Annotated in this window: 13 protein-coding genes; 5 read left to right on the top strand and 8 right to left on the bottom strand. The window is 71.0% G+C overall.

Annotated features, from left to right (window positions below):
* Positions 1 to 75: 75 nt before the first annotated feature.
* Positions 76 to 948 (bottom strand): universal stress protein, encoded by an 873-nt coding sequence (locus ACFYYH_RS30050; protein WP_388557535.1) that lies wholly within the window; start codon positions 946 to 948, stop codon positions 76 to 78.
* On the bottom strand, positions 945 to 1,634 hold the full coding sequence (locus ACFYYH_RS30045; protein ID WP_388557532.1) for a CBS domain-containing protein: 690 nt from the start codon (positions 1,632 to 1,634) through the stop codon (positions 945 to 947). The genes ACFYYH_RS30050 and ACFYYH_RS30045 overlap by 4 nt, the downstream gene beginning before the upstream one ends.
* 362 nt (positions 1,635 to 1,996) lie before the next feature.
* Here ACFYYH_RS30045 and ACFYYH_RS30040 point away from each other — a divergent pair, with 362 nt between their 5' ends.
* The 3 genes from ACFYYH_RS30040 to ACFYYH_RS30030 all read left to right on the top strand — a co-directional run bounded on the left by ACFYYH_RS30040 (position 1,997) and on the right by ACFYYH_RS30030 (position 4,587).
* Complete coding sequence (locus ACFYYH_RS30040) at positions 1,997 to 3,064, top strand: nitroreductase (protein ID WP_388557665.1); 1,068 nt, start codon at positions 1,997 to 1,999, stop codon at positions 3,062 to 3,064.
* Between the two features lie 109 nt (positions 3,065 to 3,173).
* Entirely contained in the window at positions 3,174 to 4,049 is an 876-nt protein-coding gene (locus ACFYYH_RS30035; RefSeq protein WP_388557662.1) for a universal stress protein, read from the top strand.
* Between the two features lie 91 nt (positions 4,050 to 4,140).
* Complete coding sequence (locus ACFYYH_RS30030; RefSeq protein ID WP_388557530.1) at positions 4,141 to 4,587, top strand: pyridoxamine 5'-phosphate oxidase family protein; 447 nt, start codon at positions 4,141 to 4,143, stop codon at positions 4,585 to 4,587.
* 66 nt (positions 4,588 to 4,653) lie between these two features.
* On the opposite strand, the gene ACFYYH_RS30025 is transcribed toward ACFYYH_RS30030, so the two are convergent.
* Positions 4,654 to 5,406 carry an SDR family NAD(P)-dependent oxidoreductase gene (locus ACFYYH_RS30025; RefSeq protein WP_388557527.1) on the bottom strand — a complete coding sequence of 251 codons (753 nt, stop codon included), beginning with the start codon at positions 5,404 to 5,406 and terminating at the stop codon, positions 4,654 to 4,656.
* Positions 5,407 to 5,625: 219 nt separating this feature from the next.
* Between ACFYYH_RS30025 and ACFYYH_RS30020 the strand changes: the two genes are divergently transcribed.
* A complete protein-coding gene (locus ACFYYH_RS30020; RefSeq protein WP_388557524.1) occupies positions 5,626 to 6,216 on the top strand; it encodes a TetR/AcrR family transcriptional regulator in 591 nt (196 codons plus the stop codon).
* 52 nt (positions 6,217 to 6,268) lie between these two features.
* Here ACFYYH_RS30020 and ACFYYH_RS30015 read toward each other — a convergent pair whose 3' ends face one another.
* From ACFYYH_RS30015 to ACFYYH_RS30000, 4 genes are all read right to left on the bottom strand, one after another.
* Complete coding sequence (locus tag ACFYYH_RS30015; RefSeq protein ID WP_388557521.1) at positions 6,269 to 7,480, bottom strand: L-dopachrome tautomerase-related protein; 1,212 nt, start codon at positions 7,478 to 7,480, stop codon at positions 6,269 to 6,271.
* A gap of 342 nt (positions 7,481 to 7,822) precedes the next feature.
* The gene (locus tag ACFYYH_RS30010; protein WP_388557518.1) at positions 7,823 to 10,723 is read right to left on the bottom strand and encodes an ABC transporter substrate-binding protein; all 2,901 of its coding nucleotides are present in this window, start codon (positions 10,721 to 10,723) and stop codon (positions 7,823 to 7,825) included.
* A 402-nt stretch (positions 10,724 to 11,125) separates the two neighbouring features.
* Positions 11,126 to 12,133, bottom strand: coding sequence for a zinc-binding alcohol dehydrogenase family protein (locus ACFYYH_RS30005; protein WP_388557516.1), 1,008 nt, complete (start codon positions 12,131 to 12,133; stop codon positions 11,126 to 11,128).
* Positions 12,134 to 12,575: 442 nt separating this feature from the next.
* Positions 12,576 to 13,007, bottom strand: a complete 432-nt coding sequence (locus ACFYYH_RS30000) for a PPOX class F420-dependent oxidoreductase (protein WP_388557513.1) — start codon at positions 13,005 to 13,007, stop codon at positions 12,576 to 12,578.
* Between the two features lie 88 nt (positions 13,008 to 13,095).
* On the opposite strand from ACFYYH_RS30000, the gene ACFYYH_RS29995 reads away from it, so the two are divergent.
* A complete protein-coding gene (locus tag ACFYYH_RS29995) occupies positions 13,096 to 13,656 on the top strand; it encodes a TetR/AcrR family transcriptional regulator (RefSeq protein WP_388557510.1) in 561 nt (186 codons plus the stop codon).
* A gap of 27 nt (positions 13,657 to 13,683) precedes the next feature.
* On the opposite strand, the gene ACFYYH_RS29990 is transcribed toward ACFYYH_RS29995, so the two are convergent.
* Entirely contained in the window at positions 13,684 to 14,577 is an 894-nt protein-coding gene (locus ACFYYH_RS29990; protein ID WP_388557508.1) for a helix-turn-helix domain-containing protein, read from the bottom strand.
* Positions 14,578 to 14,814: the final 237 nt, after the last annotated feature.

Below are 14,814 nucleotides of genomic sequence, written 5' to 3'. Positions count from 1 at the left end.
CGCGAGGGCCGGTAGCCCCTCCGGCCCGTCCGGTACGAGTCGTACGGGCCGCACGGGAAGGGCCGCACGGGAAGGTCAGTCGTGCGGGACGACGGCCACGGGGCACGGTGCGTGGTGCACGGCCGCCGAGAGGACATGTCCGACCCGGGGGGAGAGTACGGGCCGGGTCTTGCGGCGCCCGACGACCAGCAGTCCGGCGCCCGCCGCGCCCCGGACGACCGCTCGTGCCGCGCTCTCCGTCGATACGGTGCCGGCCACGCGCACGTCCGGGAACTTCTCACGCCAGGGGCTCAGCACGTCGTGGAGCTCCCGCCGCGCGTCCTGGGCCGCCGTTCCGGAGTCGTACGGATCGAGGCCACCACGGGTGTAGGCGGGCGCCGGAAGACTTCTGCCGTGGACGGCCCGCAGCGTGACACCGCGCCGGGCGGCGCTGTCGAAGGCGAACGCGAGCAGGGACTCGCACGGACCGTGCAGGCTCAGCCCCACCACCACGTCCCCGTCGTCCGCCACGGACGCGGCGGCGTCCCGCTCCTCCCTGGCGCGCACGAGGACCGAGGGGCTGTCGGCCCTCGCCACCACATGCAGACCCACATCACCGAGGAAGTAGCTGGCCATGGGTGCCATGTCCCGTGAGCCGAGGACCAGCATCCGCGACTCCCCCGCGGCGTCCAGCAAGGCGCTCACCGGGTCCTGGGCGACCAGGTCCTCGATCACCGGCAGATCCGGATGGGCCGAGGTGACGGCGCCGAGGGCTTCCTTCATGATCCGCTTGGGCCAGTAGTTCTGCTCGCTCTCCGGGGCCGACCCCGTCGGCTCGGCCGACAGCAGGATCCACGCGTGCGTCATGCGCAGCGTCGCATGGCGCAGTTCCGCCTCCCTGGCCGCCCAGCGGGCGGCGGAGAGGGACTCGGGGGTGCCGTCCAGGCCGACGGTGACGACCGCTGTCATGACGGCGCCCCGCGGCGCGGGCCCGGGGTGGGGCCGATGTCGTACACCGGGTGCCTCAGGTCCTCGGAGACGGAGACGACGCCGTCCACGCTCTCGCACAGCCGTACCAGGACGGGGATCAGTCGGCTGTCCTCCACCGTGCCGTGCAGCATGACCTCGCCCTCCTTGACATCGGCCGTCACGGCCATCGGCGCGAGGCCGAGCGTTCCGGCCAGGACATCGTGGGTGATCTCGTCCCGGATGGCACGGTCCTGCCGCAGGAACACCCGGAGCAGGTCGGTGCGGCTGACGATGCCCGACAGGGTGTCCGTCTCGTCCACGACGGGCAGACGCTTGACGTTCCGCACCGCCATGAGGCGGGCGGCCTCCACCACGGTCCAGTGGGGGTGCGCACAGACCACGGGGGCGGACATGACCTCCTCCGCGGTGCTTCCCTCCGCCCTGGCGCGCTCCCATGCCTCCAGGTCCGGCGGCGGTGTCCTGCCCGACAGATCCGACCGGTCGGCCGCCTTGCGCAGCAGATCGGCCTCCGACACGAGGCCGACGGGCCGGCCCGTGTCATCGAGTACGGGTACGGCGCTGATGTCATGGTCGGCCAGTGTTCTGGCGATCTCCTTGAACGGTGTATCGAGCCGCACGCTCACGACGTCGCGGGTCATCAGTTCACCGATCCTGCGGTGATCCATGTCCCTCACTCCCTCCATGGCCCTTCATGACCGTGATCTCCGGCCATGACCGCCGGACGCGGCCACACCTCCAGGCTCTCCGCCGTCGCCGCCGGACGACAGGAGCCACTCGGCCCTTCGCCATGGAGAAGAGCCCTTCCTCACGGACGAGAACCTCCCGCGTCAGAACCTTCCGTGTCAGAGCCACCCGTGTCAGGCCGACAGGTCTCCGGACAGGGCCTTACGGCCCCTGCCGTGAACCGGGCGGCGGCAGCACGCTGGAGGCAAGGAGCGTCATCTATCCGGGAGCAGCCGTGTTGTCACCAGCACTCGATGTCACAACGGTGAGCGGTCTCGTCCTCGACGCCACCGCCGCACCCTCCATGCACAACGCTCAGCCCTGGCGCTTCCACTACACCCGGGCCGGCCGTACCCTCACGCTCTCCGCGGACCTCGGTCGCGCCATGCCGTACTCCGACCCCACCACATCCGGCCTGCACCTGGGGTGCGGTGCCGCGCTGCTGAATCTGCGGGTCGCGGCCGTCCACCAAGGCCTCCGCCCGGTGACGGCACTGCTGCCCGACCCGCACACCCCGACGCTGCTGGCGACCGTACGGCTCGACTCCGCGGCGACCGGCACGCAAACGCAGAAAGCGCGGGAGGAGGCGCGGGAGGCACAGGACACCCGGGACTCAGAGGAGGCACAGGAGGCACGGGAGGCACGGGAGGCAGCGGAGGCACAGGAGGCACGGGAGGCACGGGAGGCACGGGAGGCACGGGAGGCAGCGGAGCACGGGCTCTCCACGCTGTACCCGGCGATCCACGACCGGCACACCAGCCGCTACCCCTTCACGGACCGCGAGATCCCACCGGAGGTACGGCGCGCGCTCGGCGAGGCCGCCCGGCAGGAGGGCGCCGAACTCACCTTTCCCACCGGCCCCCACCTCGAAGCCGTTCTGGAACTGATCCGGGACGCCGAGGCCTACAGCCGGATGGAACCCGAGCGCGACGCCGAGCTGAACCGGTGGACCTGGAACGCCGCGTCGGACTCACCCTCCGACGGAGTCCCCGACTACGCCTTCGGACCGCGCGAGCGGGCCGGCGCCGCTCCGGCCCGTGACCTCGCGGGCACGGGCGCGGTGCCCGGCAGACCCGTGGCGGACTTCGAGAAACGGCCCCAACTGGCCCTGCTGAGCACCTCGGGAGACGGACCGGCCGACTGGCTGCGTGCGGGACAGGCCATGGAACGCGTCCTGCTCCTCGCCACCTTGCACGGAGTGACCGGTTCACCCGCCACCCAGGCCCTGGAACGGTCCGAACTGCGATGGCTGTTGCGCGACCCGGTCTCGGGCTCCGGCCATGTCCAGATGGTCCTGCGCCTGGGATACGGGCCCGGCGGCCCCGGCACACCGCGCCGCCCGTTGCGGGACGTACTGACGGTCGGGAACTGACCGGCGTTCCACGGCATACGCGGCGACGAGACACGAGGAGTCACACGGAGACACGAGAACACACGTGGACCCGTGAGAACACGCGAGAGCAGGAAGGACGGTGAGCGCGATGGAGCTTCCCGTGGTCGTGGGAGTGGACGGATCGGAGGGCAGCCTGCGGGCGGTCGACTGGGCGGCGGCCGAGGCGGAGCGCTCCGGGCTGCCGGTGCGACTGGTCCACGCCTCCCTGTGGGAGCACTACGAAGGAGTACGGCCGAGGCTCGGCGCCGACCGCCCCTCCGAGCAGGTGTTCGCGGAGAATCTCGTCGCCACCGCCGAGGAGCGTGTGCACCGGATCACCCCCGATGTGAAGGTGTCCACCGACATACAGCCGGAGGACCCAGTGACGGCGCTGCTGAGAGAAGCGCCGGAAGCGGCCCTGGTGGTGCTGGGACCGCGCGGACACGGCCCGATCAGGGCCATGCTCCTGGGCTCCGTGAGCCTGGCCGTCGCGGCCAGGGCCCACTGTCCCGTGGTCGTGGTCCGTGGCGACCAACCCGACCGGCGGTCGGTCCACCACCGCGTGGTCCTCGGCGTCGGGCATTCCGCCGGAAGCGCGGCGGCGGCGCGGTTCGCCCTCCGGGAGGCGCGACTGAGGGGCTGCGAACTCCTCGCCGTACGGGCCTGGCGCCGCCCGGCCTACGAGAGCGTGACGTACCCGTCGGCCGATGGAGAGCGGGCGGGGGCCGACCAGCGGGAGGCGGACGAGTATGTGGACCAGGTGCTCGGGGTGGTCGATGACGAGTACTCCGACGTGGCCGTAGGGCGAAAGCTCGTACAGGGCACGGCCCACCAGGCGCTCCTCGACGAGACGGCGAGCGCCGATCTGCTGGTCGTCGGGGCGAAGCGGCGGCACATCTCCGTCGGTCTCCAGCTCGGCCGGGTCAATCACACGGTGCTGCATCACGCCGCCTGCCCGGTCGCGGTCGTCCCGGACCTGAACTGAGCGGACGGCGGACGGCAGACGGCAGACGGCAGACGGCAGACGGCAGACGGCAGACGAAGAAGCCGGAGCAGAGCGAGGGATGTGGTCGACCATGACGAGCCGAACCCAGAAGCAGTCGCACGGGCCCGAGTTCGCGATGCTGAGCACGGAAGAGTGCCGTGCCCTGCTCTCCACGCACGGCGTCGGCCGGGTAGCCGTGTCCACACGCAACGGTCCCGCTGTCGTCCCCGTCAACTATGTGATGGCGGACGACGGTTCGGTGGCGTACAGAACGGCCCCGGGCACGGCCGCGGCGGCCGCCGCCGACCAGGAGGTCGTCTTCGAGGTCGACCAGGTCGACGACGCGGTGCGCCAGGGATGGAGTGTCAATGTCATCGGTACCGCGCACGCCGTGACTGGGGACGCGGCCGCCCGTGGGCTGGACCAGCAGGCGTACACCGCCCCCTGGGCGGGCGACGACCGCCGGCTCTGGCTCGCGATCTTCCCCGCCCGGATGACGGGCCGCCGGATAGGTCCCGCGCCGGCCGCCGGCCGGTGACCGGCGGCCTCCGGCGGCGGGTCGGCCCGGCCCCCACCGGCGGAGCCCTTTCGCCCCGGGGGCGGCTCAGACCTGGAGCTGCCCGCCGTCGACGAAGTACTCGGCACCGGTGATGAACGAGCTCTCCGGCCCGGCGAGGAACGCGGCCAGTGCCGCGACCTCCTCGGGGCGGCCCATCCGGTTCAGCGGGGTCTGGGCCCCGAGTGCCCCGTGGAAGGCCTCGGTGCTCTGTCCGTTCATCTCCGCCAGCCTCGCGATCGCGGGGGTGGCGATGGGGCCCGGCGTGATGACGTTGACGCGTATGCCGCGCGGGGCCAGTTCGGCCGCCCAGGTGCGGCCGAGACTGCGTATCGCGGCCTTGGACGCGGCGTAGAGGCCCATCCCTTCGACACCCTGGTAGATGGTGGTCGAGCCGAGCAGGATCACCGACGCGGTCCCGGTGAGCAGGGGCAGCGACTTCTGCACGGTCAGCAGGGTGCCCTTGGTGTTCACCCCGAAGGTGAGGTCGAACTCCTCCTCCGTGGCGTCCGCGAGGCCGGCCAGGCTCCCCAGGCCGGCGTTGGCCACGACGGCGTCCAACCGCCGCCCGTCACCGCGGATGACGTCCATGACGTGGTCGAGGTCGGCGGCCCGCGAGACGTCGCACGGCACGGCGACCGCGCCGGGGCCCGCCTCCTCCGCGGCGGCTTCGAGTTCGTCCTTGCGCCGGCCGGTCAGGTAGACGCGTGCGCCGTCGTCGGCGAAGCGCTTGGCGACCGCCCGCCCGATGCCGCTGGAGGCGCCGGTGACCAGGGCCGTCTTGCCGTCCATGGGGTGCATGACAGATGTCCTTCCGAGGGTGCGCGGTCACGGGGGCCGCGTGCGTGTGCGTCTGGTGCGCGAGTCACGGGATGAACGCGTGAGCCGGGCCGGGCCGCCGCCGGGTGTTCCGGGGCGCGCCCGTAACTCCGTCGACCTCCGTCGACGGGGTTCTTGACTGCTTCGTCCATAACGTAGCCCGTTCTGGACGATGCGGTCAAGAATCGTTAGGATGAGCGCATGGCGAGACCCCGAAGCTTTGACGAGGACGAGGTCCTGCGCATCGCCAGGGACCGGTTCTGGTCGACCGGTTACACGGCGACGAGCGTGGACGACATCCTCACGGCCACCGGTCTGGGCAAGGGCAGCTTCTACGGCGCCTTCGGCGACAAGCACAAGCTGTTCCTGCGCACCTTCGACGGCTACTGCGCCGCGCTGGTCGAGGCCGTGCGCCGGTCGCTCGACGGTCCTGACGACGGCGCCTTCGAGCGGCTGCGCGCCCAGGTGCTGGCCGTGGCGAACGCCACCGCCGCCGACGTCTGCCTGCGCGGCTGCCTGCTCGCCAAGGGCACCGCGGAGCTCTCCGAGCACGATCCGGAGGTCACGGCGACCGCCCGCCGTACGTTCCGGGCCATCGAGGAACTGCTCACCTCCTGCGTGGCCGCGGCCCAGCGGGCGGGCGACATCAGCCAGGACGCGGACCCCGCCCGGCTGGCCGCACTCCTCCTCGCCGTCCTCCGCGGCATCGAGGCACTCGGCAAGGGCGGCGGCAGCCCCGACTCCCTGCGCGCGATCGCCGAGACCGCGCTCTCCCTGCTGCCCCGCTCGTAGGCCGTGCCCGGCACGGCCTGCGGCGATCGGACGCCGGGAGGCGCGGCCGGTTTCAGCGTCGGGCGGGACCGCTGTCGATCCGGAGGCGGAAGAGCGTGTACGGCTTGCGCCGGAGATCGACGCCTCCGTGGTAGACCGCCTGACGGTTGAGCTGGTTGGCCATGACGTAGAGATAGTGGTCGTAGGCGACCGACAGGGTGTCCGGCCAGATCAGCCGGTCGTCACGGACGAGGACGCGGTACTGCCCGTCGGTCTCGCGGCGGACGAGCGCGTTCCGCTCGATGTCACCCCCGTAGACACGCCCCGCGCTGTCCGTCTCCAGACCGTCGGACATGCCCTTCGTGCCGAGATCGCGGATGGTCGACGCGACCTGCGCGTCGGTCCGGCGGAAGTCGGTGAGCGCCTCCGTGCTCACGGCGTACAGGGTGCGGCTGGACAGCGGGCAGTAGTACAGCCACTTTCCGTCGGGGCTCAGCGCGATGCCGTCGGCCCCGACGTTGATGGGGCTGGTGGGCCCGTTCGCCGGCCGGTTGAGCAGGGGCTGCCCCTCCACCGTGGGGACGAAGTCGGGAACCGGGCGGGTGGACGGGTCGTTGTTCAGCCGGCGCCGGGATTCACCGGTGGCGAGGTCGACCACGATGAGGGCGTTCGGGCCGTCCGTCGACGCGTCCGTGAGATACGCGGTGCCGGCCTTGCCCCGGGTGAGGTCGAAGCGGACATCGTTGATGAAGCTGCGGGGCCCGGCCACCGTGGCGGGGAACACGATGGTGCGGACCACCTTGTTCGTCCGCAGGTCCACCGCGACCAGCTTCGGGCCCCCGACGGGGGCGTCGGCCCATTCGATACGTCCCGTGTCCACGACCCACAGCCGGTCGGAGGCGTCGACCACGACGCTCTGGACGCCGAGGAAATGCCGGACGGGGTCACCGGTGTCGGCGACGTTGATCGCCTGGTCCGGGTAGGGGACGGGTTTCCCGTCGCGGATCTCGGCGACCGAGTAGGGGACCTTGTCCCCCCAGTGCGGAAAGTTCACGAAGATCCTGCCGGTACGGGAGACGGTCACCCCGGTCGGCATGGCACCGTCGAACGAGGCGACGGGCTCCAGCCGCCCACCGGCCGCGCCGCCACCGAACGCCGTGGAGACGGCCCGGGGCGCGGCGCCCGCGTCGAGGGTGCAGCCGGACAGCAGCAGAGTCAGGGCCACGGGGGTCGCCGCCGAGACGAGGGCACGGCGTGCGACCAGGGTGCGACGTCGTAGAAGCATGTCTCCGCCATTCTGTGAGAAGGCGATCTGGATGCTTGTCTCCTGCCGGAAACGCGTCGGCCGAGCGGTCCTCGGGTGGCCGTCCCTCGCGGGGCCCCGGTGGCCGGTACGCCGGTGCCCCGGATGCCGGATGCCGGATGCCGGATGCCGGATGCCGGATGCCGGACCCTCTCCCGCCCCGGTGCCACCCGTCGACTGGATCCGACGATAGGACACCGGCTCCCCGACGGCAAACGCTCTGCCATCGCCCGGCGACCGAGGGTGACCAGCGGTTTCGCACAGTCGGCCCCCGTTCGCCGCCCGCCGCGGCGCCCTCGCCGCGGCGAGGCTCATCCCGGGGGGTCAGGAGCCCGGGGTGTCCGGTGCGTCGATGGCGCAGCCCTCCTCCGTCAGGGCGGCGAGGTTGCCCGCCGGTCTGGCGCACAGCTTCGTGGACACGACGGCACCGTCGTCGCCCTTGCGCACACGGACCAGCGCGATGCCGTGGCCCTCGCGGTCGCCGTACACGGGGGCCCTGGTGAAGTCGATCGTGCCGGTGGCCATGTTCTTGAGGCTGACCGTTCTGAGGTTCACCCAGGTGGTGGCGCGGTTCTGCGGTTCTCGGCTCGGGCCGCGGCTCGCGCCTTCGGTCAGGGGCCGCTGCGGCTTCTGACTGCGGCTGCGGCTCGCGGCCTCGTACAGCGCCCGGGTCGCGTCGTGCGACAGGGCGGTCTGGCCGTTGCGGAGAAAGGGGCTCGTGTACGAGACGTCCTCGCCGTCGAGGCCGGGAAGGTACTCCTCGGCGTCCGTGTAGAAGAGCGTGCCCCCGGCGGGCGTTTCGAGATCGGCCAGGGAAGCGTGGTAAAGCGTCACCTTCTGGGCCATGGGTTCACCCCGTTCGAAATTCGCCTTCGACAGGTCGTCGCCCGTGATGACGGCGATCTCCCGGTCGCCGCACCTCGAACTCAGCTCCGTCATCAGCGGGCCGACGTCCTCGGTCCTGCCCGCGAAATAGATGACGGAAGGAGGATCGCCCTGTTCGCAGAGCTTCTCGACCTGGTTCTCCAGCGACGCCGTTTCGACGCTCACCTGGTAACGCAGTTCCCTCGTGGTGAAACCCTCCCTCGTCAGCATCCTCCGGCCGTAGTACGCCTGTTCGTCGGTATAGAGGTCGTCGCTGCCTCTGGTGTCGCGGGCGAGGACGGCGGCGGACTGCGGCCTCCCCTCGGTACGGAGCTGGCGGACGAGGATCCCGAGCTGGTCGGCCTGCCAGTTGTCGGGTGCGGCGAGGCTGAACCAGTTGGGCATCTGGCGCGGCAGATAGGCGGCCGAGTTGGTGCCCGACACCACGGGCAGGCCCGCCTCGACCAGCCGCTCCACGGTGGCCAGGCTGGTCTTCAGATCGCGCCCCAGCCCGACCACACCCACCACGGTGGGATCCTTCTCCGCGTAGGCGGCGATCCTGTCGGCCATCGTCCTCTGCCGGCTCATGTCGAGCCCGCCGTTGGCCGGCAGGACACGGAGTTTGACGCTGTTCTTCCTGTTGATCGCCGCCTGGGCCAGATAGACCCCGGCCAGTTCCTCGGTCCCCTTCACGGGGGGCCGCCCGGCCTCCGGGGACGTGCTCAGCGGTCCGGCGTACACCACGGTGACGTAGGAGCCCTTGTGCTCCTTCTCGATCCTCGCGTTCTCGGCGTGGATCCGGTCCTCCATCTGCCCGAGAGTCCATGGGACCGCGTCGTCGGCCGTGCCCGTGTCACCGGCCTCCCCCTCGTGGGCGAACCGTACGCCGCCGGTGGCGATCCCGATGCACTCGTCCGTGCCGCCCACTCCCTTGACCAGCTCCGTGTCGTGGTTCGCGGTCAGTACTCCGGCGGAGCAGTAGCGGTCCTGAAGATTCCACCAGGAGTAGCCGAGTGAGCCCACGATCAGCAGTCCGGCGAGGGAGACGACGGGCAGCGACCAGACGAGACGGGCGAGGGCCGGCCGCGACGGAGCACGGGTGCACCAGCGTCGCTGCTCCTCCAGGCGCCGCAGTTCCTCGGTGGGCAGCGCGATGCGCAGTTCCCACGGCACCGCCCCTGACCTGCTGGGCGACTGGCCGGCCCGCAGCCCGTGCTCCCACTCCTGGTGGGCCCGTCTGATGCTGTCCCGCAGCCCGTCGGAGACCTGGGCGGCCGGGTGGGCCGGGTGGGCGGAGTGACTCTGGTCGAGCAGGCGCACCTCGTCCTTGGCCACCGAGGCCACGAGCAGCAGCGGGTCGAGTTCACTGCGGACGCTGCGCACATCACTGACCGCCTTGATCAGCGCGAAACCCCCGCCCTGTTCATCGGCGCCGGGCAGGAACAGCATCGGGGGCCGGATGCGTTTGAGACCGCGCAGGTCCCAGCTACGGCGGCGGTGGTTGTCCCGCAGATCTTCGAGAAGGGCCAGGACATGGAGCTGGAGCTGCGCCTGCCCGCCCTCGCGCAGGCTGTCCGCCACATCGTTGGCGCGCGCCGCGATGGCCCTCCAGGAACGGAGCGGATGCAGCAGCCGCACCTCGGAGGGCTGCTGACCGGAGACGGGCAGGAGGAAGGTCGTGGTCAGGAACCAGCGGCTCTCGCGGCGCAGCCAGAGAAAGATCGGCGCGCGCCCCGGCAGCCAGTAGTTCAGGGCCGTGAGCAGCGCCAGGATGCCGAGTACCGCGGCCAGTGCCACCCACAGATCCACACTGGCCAGCAGCACCGCGAGGCCTGCGACCACACTGGCCGGGAGCACATGGGCGGTGTCGAAGAGGGAGGGGCCGGCCCGCCAGCGGGACCCCGTCCTGGGCCGCCAGCGCTGCTTGGCGAGCTGGTCGAGCAGCCGCTGCTCCTGCTCGCGTTCCGCGTCGGGTGTGGTGGGCGAGGGCGGCGGTCCGTCGCGGTCCAGTTCCCGTACGGCCTCCTCGATGGCGCGCACCAGCCGCAGCCGGGGGAAGGCATAGCGCCGGTACAGCGCCCCCGGTGAGTCCCAGCGCCGTGGCTCGCCCAGTTTCTGTACGAGATGCGCGGCCCGTACGGGCTCGGCCGCTTCCTCCGACGCCCTGGGCGGAACGGCGAATCGGGTGCCGTGCGCCTCCTGCCCGGCGCGTAATTCCTCGACGAGCCTGCCCACCCGTTCGTCCTGGCTGGACTCCTCGGCGTGCAGAACGATCACGGGCATCAAAGGATCGCTGGTGCGGAAGTCATGGATCAGTGTCTCGATATGGGCCTGGACATCGATCCCCGCCTGGGAAGACATCCGCAGGTGTTCCCGCCCGCACTCCGCAGGGCCACGCCGGTTCCGCTTTGTCAAAGCAACCCCCCGTTCACCACTGGTGAGTTGCGAGAATAACCGCTGCCGGAAGGGGAGGAGGTGTCCCGAGCGGCGACGATGCACAACCGGTAGACAAGGAAAGGGCGGTAAACCGCGGAGGGTGGGGCTCCGCCTTTCGGGGGTGTTCTTCGAAGACGATCGGCGCGCTTCGGCAATTACGTGACAGCGGCACGTGCCGCCGGTTTTTATCGGCGCCCGGGTATCGGTGACGCGGAAGCCGAATCGGCCCTTCGTGCGTCGGCACCGGGTGAGCCGTTCGGTTTCCGCTTCATGGTGGACCCGAGGCGGCCCGCGCCTTCGCCCTCCGTCGGCTCCGACCGGGCCGGCTCAGCGGGTGACGACGACTTTGCCGGTGGTGCGGCCGGACTCGACCAGGCGGTGAGCCTCGCGCAGGCCGGCGGCGGAGAAGTCGTCGATGGTCGTGGTGAGGGTCGTGCGGATCCGCTTGCCGTCGACCAGTCCGGCGACGGTCTCCAGAAGCCTTCCCTGCTCGCTCATGTCCTCGGTCCGGTACATGGACCGGGTGAACATCAGCTCCCAGTGCCAGGCGATGCTCTTGGGCTTGAGCGGAAGCAGGTCCAGTCCCTCGGGCTCGTCGATGGCGGTGATATGGCCGAAGGGCCGTACGATCCGCGCGAACGCCTCGATGTTCCCGCGTGAGTGCGGGCTGAAGAGGTAGTCGAGTCCTTCGGGGGCCGTCTCGCCGACGGACTCCACGAGACGGTGGTGGTCGACGATCCCGTCGGCGCCGAGCTGCCTCACCCACTTCTGTGACTCCGGCCGGGTGGCGGAGGCCAGCACCCGGAGCCCGGTGAGTTCCTTGGCGAGCTGGATCATGATCGACCCGACGCCGCCGGCCCCGCCCAGCGCCAGCAGGGTCCCGGTGGAGCCGGCGGTCAGCCCGAAACGCTCGAAGAGCGCCTCCCACGCGGTGATCGTGGTCAGCGGCATGGCGGCCGCCTCGGCGAAGCTCAGGGACGCGGGCTTGCGGGCGGTGATCCGCTCGTCCACGGCGTGCAGGTCCGCGTTGGCGCCCGTACGGGTGATATCGCCCGCGTACCAGACCTCGTCCCCGACCGACAGCGTGCTCACCTCCGGGCCGACGGCCTCCACCACGCCTGCCGCGTCGAACCCCAGGATCCTCGGGTCGTCGGTCGGTGCGAGCGCGCTCCTGCTCTTGACGTCCGCCGGGTTCACCGACACCGCCTGGACCCGGACCAGGACATCGCGGGGCCGTGGCGTCGGCGAGGGGACCTCGACGTCCTGGAGGCTCTCCGGGTCGTCGACCGGCAGTCCCTTGTAGGAGGCGATCGCCCGCATCGTGGTCGTCGTCATGGTGTGCTCCTCTGTGTGCTCTCGCGGCTGTCCCGGTCGGGCGCGTGTGCCGTGGACGGCGCCGTGCTCGTGGGCGGTGGCATACACGTTGCCGCCGGTACCGGGCTTCAGCCCGTCCGACGCGCCTTCCGAACAGGCGACAGTGACAGAGGAGAGCACCGCCCGTCGCTGCTGTGGCGAGGTGAGCGGCGGAGACGGCCGGTCGGTGGCCCCGGCGCCGGCGAGGCGGTGTATTACTCCGGGAGGCGGCACGCCCGCACCACCTGGCCGGCCGGACCGGGTGGATCCGAAGGCTTCGCGACAGGGGGCGGGCGTGCGGCGGGAGGGGCGTGCGGCAGGGAGGGCGTTCGGCGGGACGGGCGTGCGGCAGGAAGGGCGTTCCGGTCCTCCGCGACCGGAGGTTCGGGCGGTCAGCCGGCTGTCGACGGAGCTTGGCGGGACGTCAACGGAGCTTGGTGCCGTACACGTTGTCGACCGTCATCGTGATCAGCACTCTCCGGTCGGACACCATGACCGACCGGTACTCGTCCCAGTCCGGGTGCTCGCCGGCCGCGGCGCGGTAGTACTCCACCAGGGCCTCCACCTCGGGACCGTGCGGGTCGGTCCCCGGCCCGACGAGAGTGGCCGTGCCCTCGGCGGTGGCCCATGCCCAGCCGTCCGCGCTGGTCACCTCCAGCGCGGCTCGTGGGTCCCGGCGCAGGTTGGCGATCTTCGCGGTCCCCGCGGTCGTCGACACCCGGACGACACCGGCGGCCTGATCGTATGACGGCATGACGGGGGAAAGCTGAGGACGGCCGTCGGACTTGATCGTCGCGAGCACGCCGAGCTGACTTCGCGCGAGCAGCGCGTGCGGGTCGAAGTGTGTGTCTGCCATACCGACCCCAACCCGCGGCGGGACACCGCGTATTCCAGCCCGCACGGTGTGTTTACGACAGGCCCGGGTGGCCGTACCCGGGTGCCCTTTGCCCGGCGCCTACCGGGCGGGACGACGGGGGCGCCTACCGGGCGGGACGGCGGGCTGCCGCGAGGGCCGTGCGCAGTTCGTCGGCGTCGACGGGCCTGCCCGGGTCCGGGCGGACCTCGGCGCCAGCACCCTGTACCGGCACTTCCCCCGCAAGGAGGACCTGGTGGAGGCGATGCTCGACGAGCTGATCGCGGACGTCCGCCGAAACGCCGAGCGCGCCGACCGGATCGAGGACGCGCGCGAGGCGTTCCGGTACGTCTTCACGCACAGTTGCGGCATGACCCCGCAGGAGATCGCACTGTTCGCTCAGCTCGCCGCGTTCAGTCCCGGGGCCGGCAGGCACGCACAGCGCCTGATCATCAGTGTGGTCTCGCCGGTCGCGGCGCGCCTGCGCGAGGCCGACGGGCTGCGCCCCGACATCACGGACGACGACCTCGCGATGTTCGTACGCATGGTCGAGGTCGCCGACACACCGGACCGGAGGGAGAAGGCACTCGACGTGATCGTGACCGCGCTCACCACCGCCCCCTCCGCCCAGCGATCGCCGTCCACCGGCTGACCACCGTACGACGCCCCGCGGAGCGGATTATTCCTTTTCGCCGCTCGTCGACGGATCGGTGACCGGATCTTCCCGCTCCCGCTCCCGCGCCGCCGTGCCGCCGGACGCGGTCAGGCTTCCCAGTATCGCCAGCAGTTCGGCGCTCCTGCTGCCGGGTTCGGCATGGAAAACCACCAGAATCAGGCCGTCGGTACCGCCAATGGCGAGTTTGTTGGAGTGGAGATCCATATCGCCGACCTGGGGATGGGAAAGCCGGCTGACCCGCCCCCTCTTCGGCTGCACGTCATAGCGGCCCCACAATCGCCGAAATCTTTCGCTCCGGACCGAAAGCTCTCCGACGAGCTCCACCAGCCGAGGATTGTCGACATCGGGCCCGACGAGGGTCCGCAGACTGGCGACTCCCTCCGCCGTCACCTCCTCCCAGTCCCTGCGCAATTCACGCTCCGCGGGATCGAGGAAGACGGCCCGCAGAAGATTGATTCCGGGGGCGTAGTTCGGAGACAGGGACGCCGCCAGTGCGTTCACGGCCAGGACATCCAGAAACCTGTTCTGCACATACGCGGGATTGTCCGGCCAGCCGTCGATCAGCTGGCGAATGCTCGTCGGCACCCGCTCCGGCTTCGGTGCCGTCCGCTTGCGGGGCAGCGGCTGCGCCAGCCGGTGCAGATGGGCAGCCGCTTCGGCGTCGAGTCGCAGGACCCGGGCCAGCGCGTTGAGGATTTCCGGCGAGGGGCGGTGATCGCGCCCTTGTTCCAGTCGGAGGTAGTAGTCGGCGCTGATACCGGCCAGCATCGCCACCTCCTCGCGACGCAGTCCGGGCACGCGACGCAGTCCGCCGCCCGGCAGCCCCACGTCCTGCGGCCGCACCAGATTGCGCCGGGCGCGGAGATACTCACCGATCCGGTTGTCGCTGCTGTCCATGACCGCAACGGTAACGACCGGAAAAGCCCTGTGCCTGGCCCTGTCATTCCCAGGAACGTGGCCGGACCCGGTGCTGATCGGTACGTATGAGCAGTGCTGTGCCGGGCGTCGCGGGCCCCGGCGCGGACCGACCGGACAGCTCCTAGTAGTGCTTGGTCATGTTGGTGCGAGGTCTGGCATGTCGCGGTGACAGGTGGGGCAGGCGCCGGTCCAGATCGCGAGGAGTATCTGCAGTTC

The organism is Streptomyces sp. NPDC002018, assembly GCF_042890865.1.
Taxonomy (GTDB): Bacteria; Actinomycetota; Actinomycetes; order Streptomycetales; family Streptomycetaceae; genus Streptomyces.
The sequence above is the reverse complement of the archived record's forward strand: the minus strand, read 5'-3'. Positions and strand labels throughout refer to the sequence as shown.

What these genes read in the sequence shown, in the direction of transcription:
- ACFYYH_RS30050 (WP_388557535.1), bottom strand. Translation starts at nt 948, where the DNA reads ATGACAGCGGTCGTCACCGTCGGCCTGGACGGCACCCCCGAGTCCCTC.
- ACFYYH_RS30045 (WP_388557532.1), bottom strand. Translation starts at nt 1,634, where the DNA reads ATGGATCACCGCAGGATCGGTGAACTGATGACCCGCGACGTCGTGAGC.
- ACFYYH_RS30040 (WP_388557665.1), top strand. Translation starts at nt 1,997, where the DNA reads ATGCACAACGCTCAGCCCTGGCGCTTCCACTACACCCGGGCCGGCCGT.
- ACFYYH_RS30035 (WP_388557662.1), top strand. Translation starts at nt 3,174, where the DNA reads ATGGAGCTTCCCGTGGTCGTGGGAGTGGACGGATCGGAGGGCAGCCTG.
- ACFYYH_RS30030 (WP_388557530.1), top strand. Translation starts at nt 4,141, where the DNA reads ATGACGAGCCGAACCCAGAAGCAGTCGCACGGGCCCGAGTTCGCGATG.
- ACFYYH_RS30025 (WP_388557527.1), bottom strand. Translation starts at nt 5,406, where the DNA reads ATGCACCCCATGGACGGCAAGACGGCCCTGGTCACCGGCGCCTCCAGC.
- ACFYYH_RS30020 (WP_388557524.1), top strand. Translation starts at nt 5,626, where the DNA reads ATGGCGAGACCCCGAAGCTTTGACGAGGACGAGGTCCTGCGCATCGCC.
- ACFYYH_RS30015 (WP_388557521.1), bottom strand. Translation starts at nt 7,480, where the DNA reads ATGCTTCTACGACGTCGCACCCTGGTCGCACGCCGTGCCCTCGTCTCG.
- ACFYYH_RS30010 (WP_388557518.1), bottom strand. Translation starts at nt 10,723, where the DNA reads ATGTCTTCCCAGGCGGGGATCGATGTCCAGGCCCATATCGAGACACTG.
- ACFYYH_RS30005 (WP_388557516.1), bottom strand. Translation starts at nt 12,133, where the DNA reads ATGACGACGACCACGATGCGGGCGATCGCCTCCTACAAGGGACTGCCG.
- ACFYYH_RS30000 (WP_388557513.1), bottom strand. Translation starts at nt 13,007, where the DNA reads ATGGCAGACACACACTTCGACCCGCACGCGCTGCTCGCGCGAAGTCAG.
- ACFYYH_RS29990 (WP_388557508.1), bottom strand. Translation starts at nt 14,577, where the DNA reads ATGGACAGCAGCGACAACCGGATCGGTGAGTATCTCCGCGCCCGGCGC.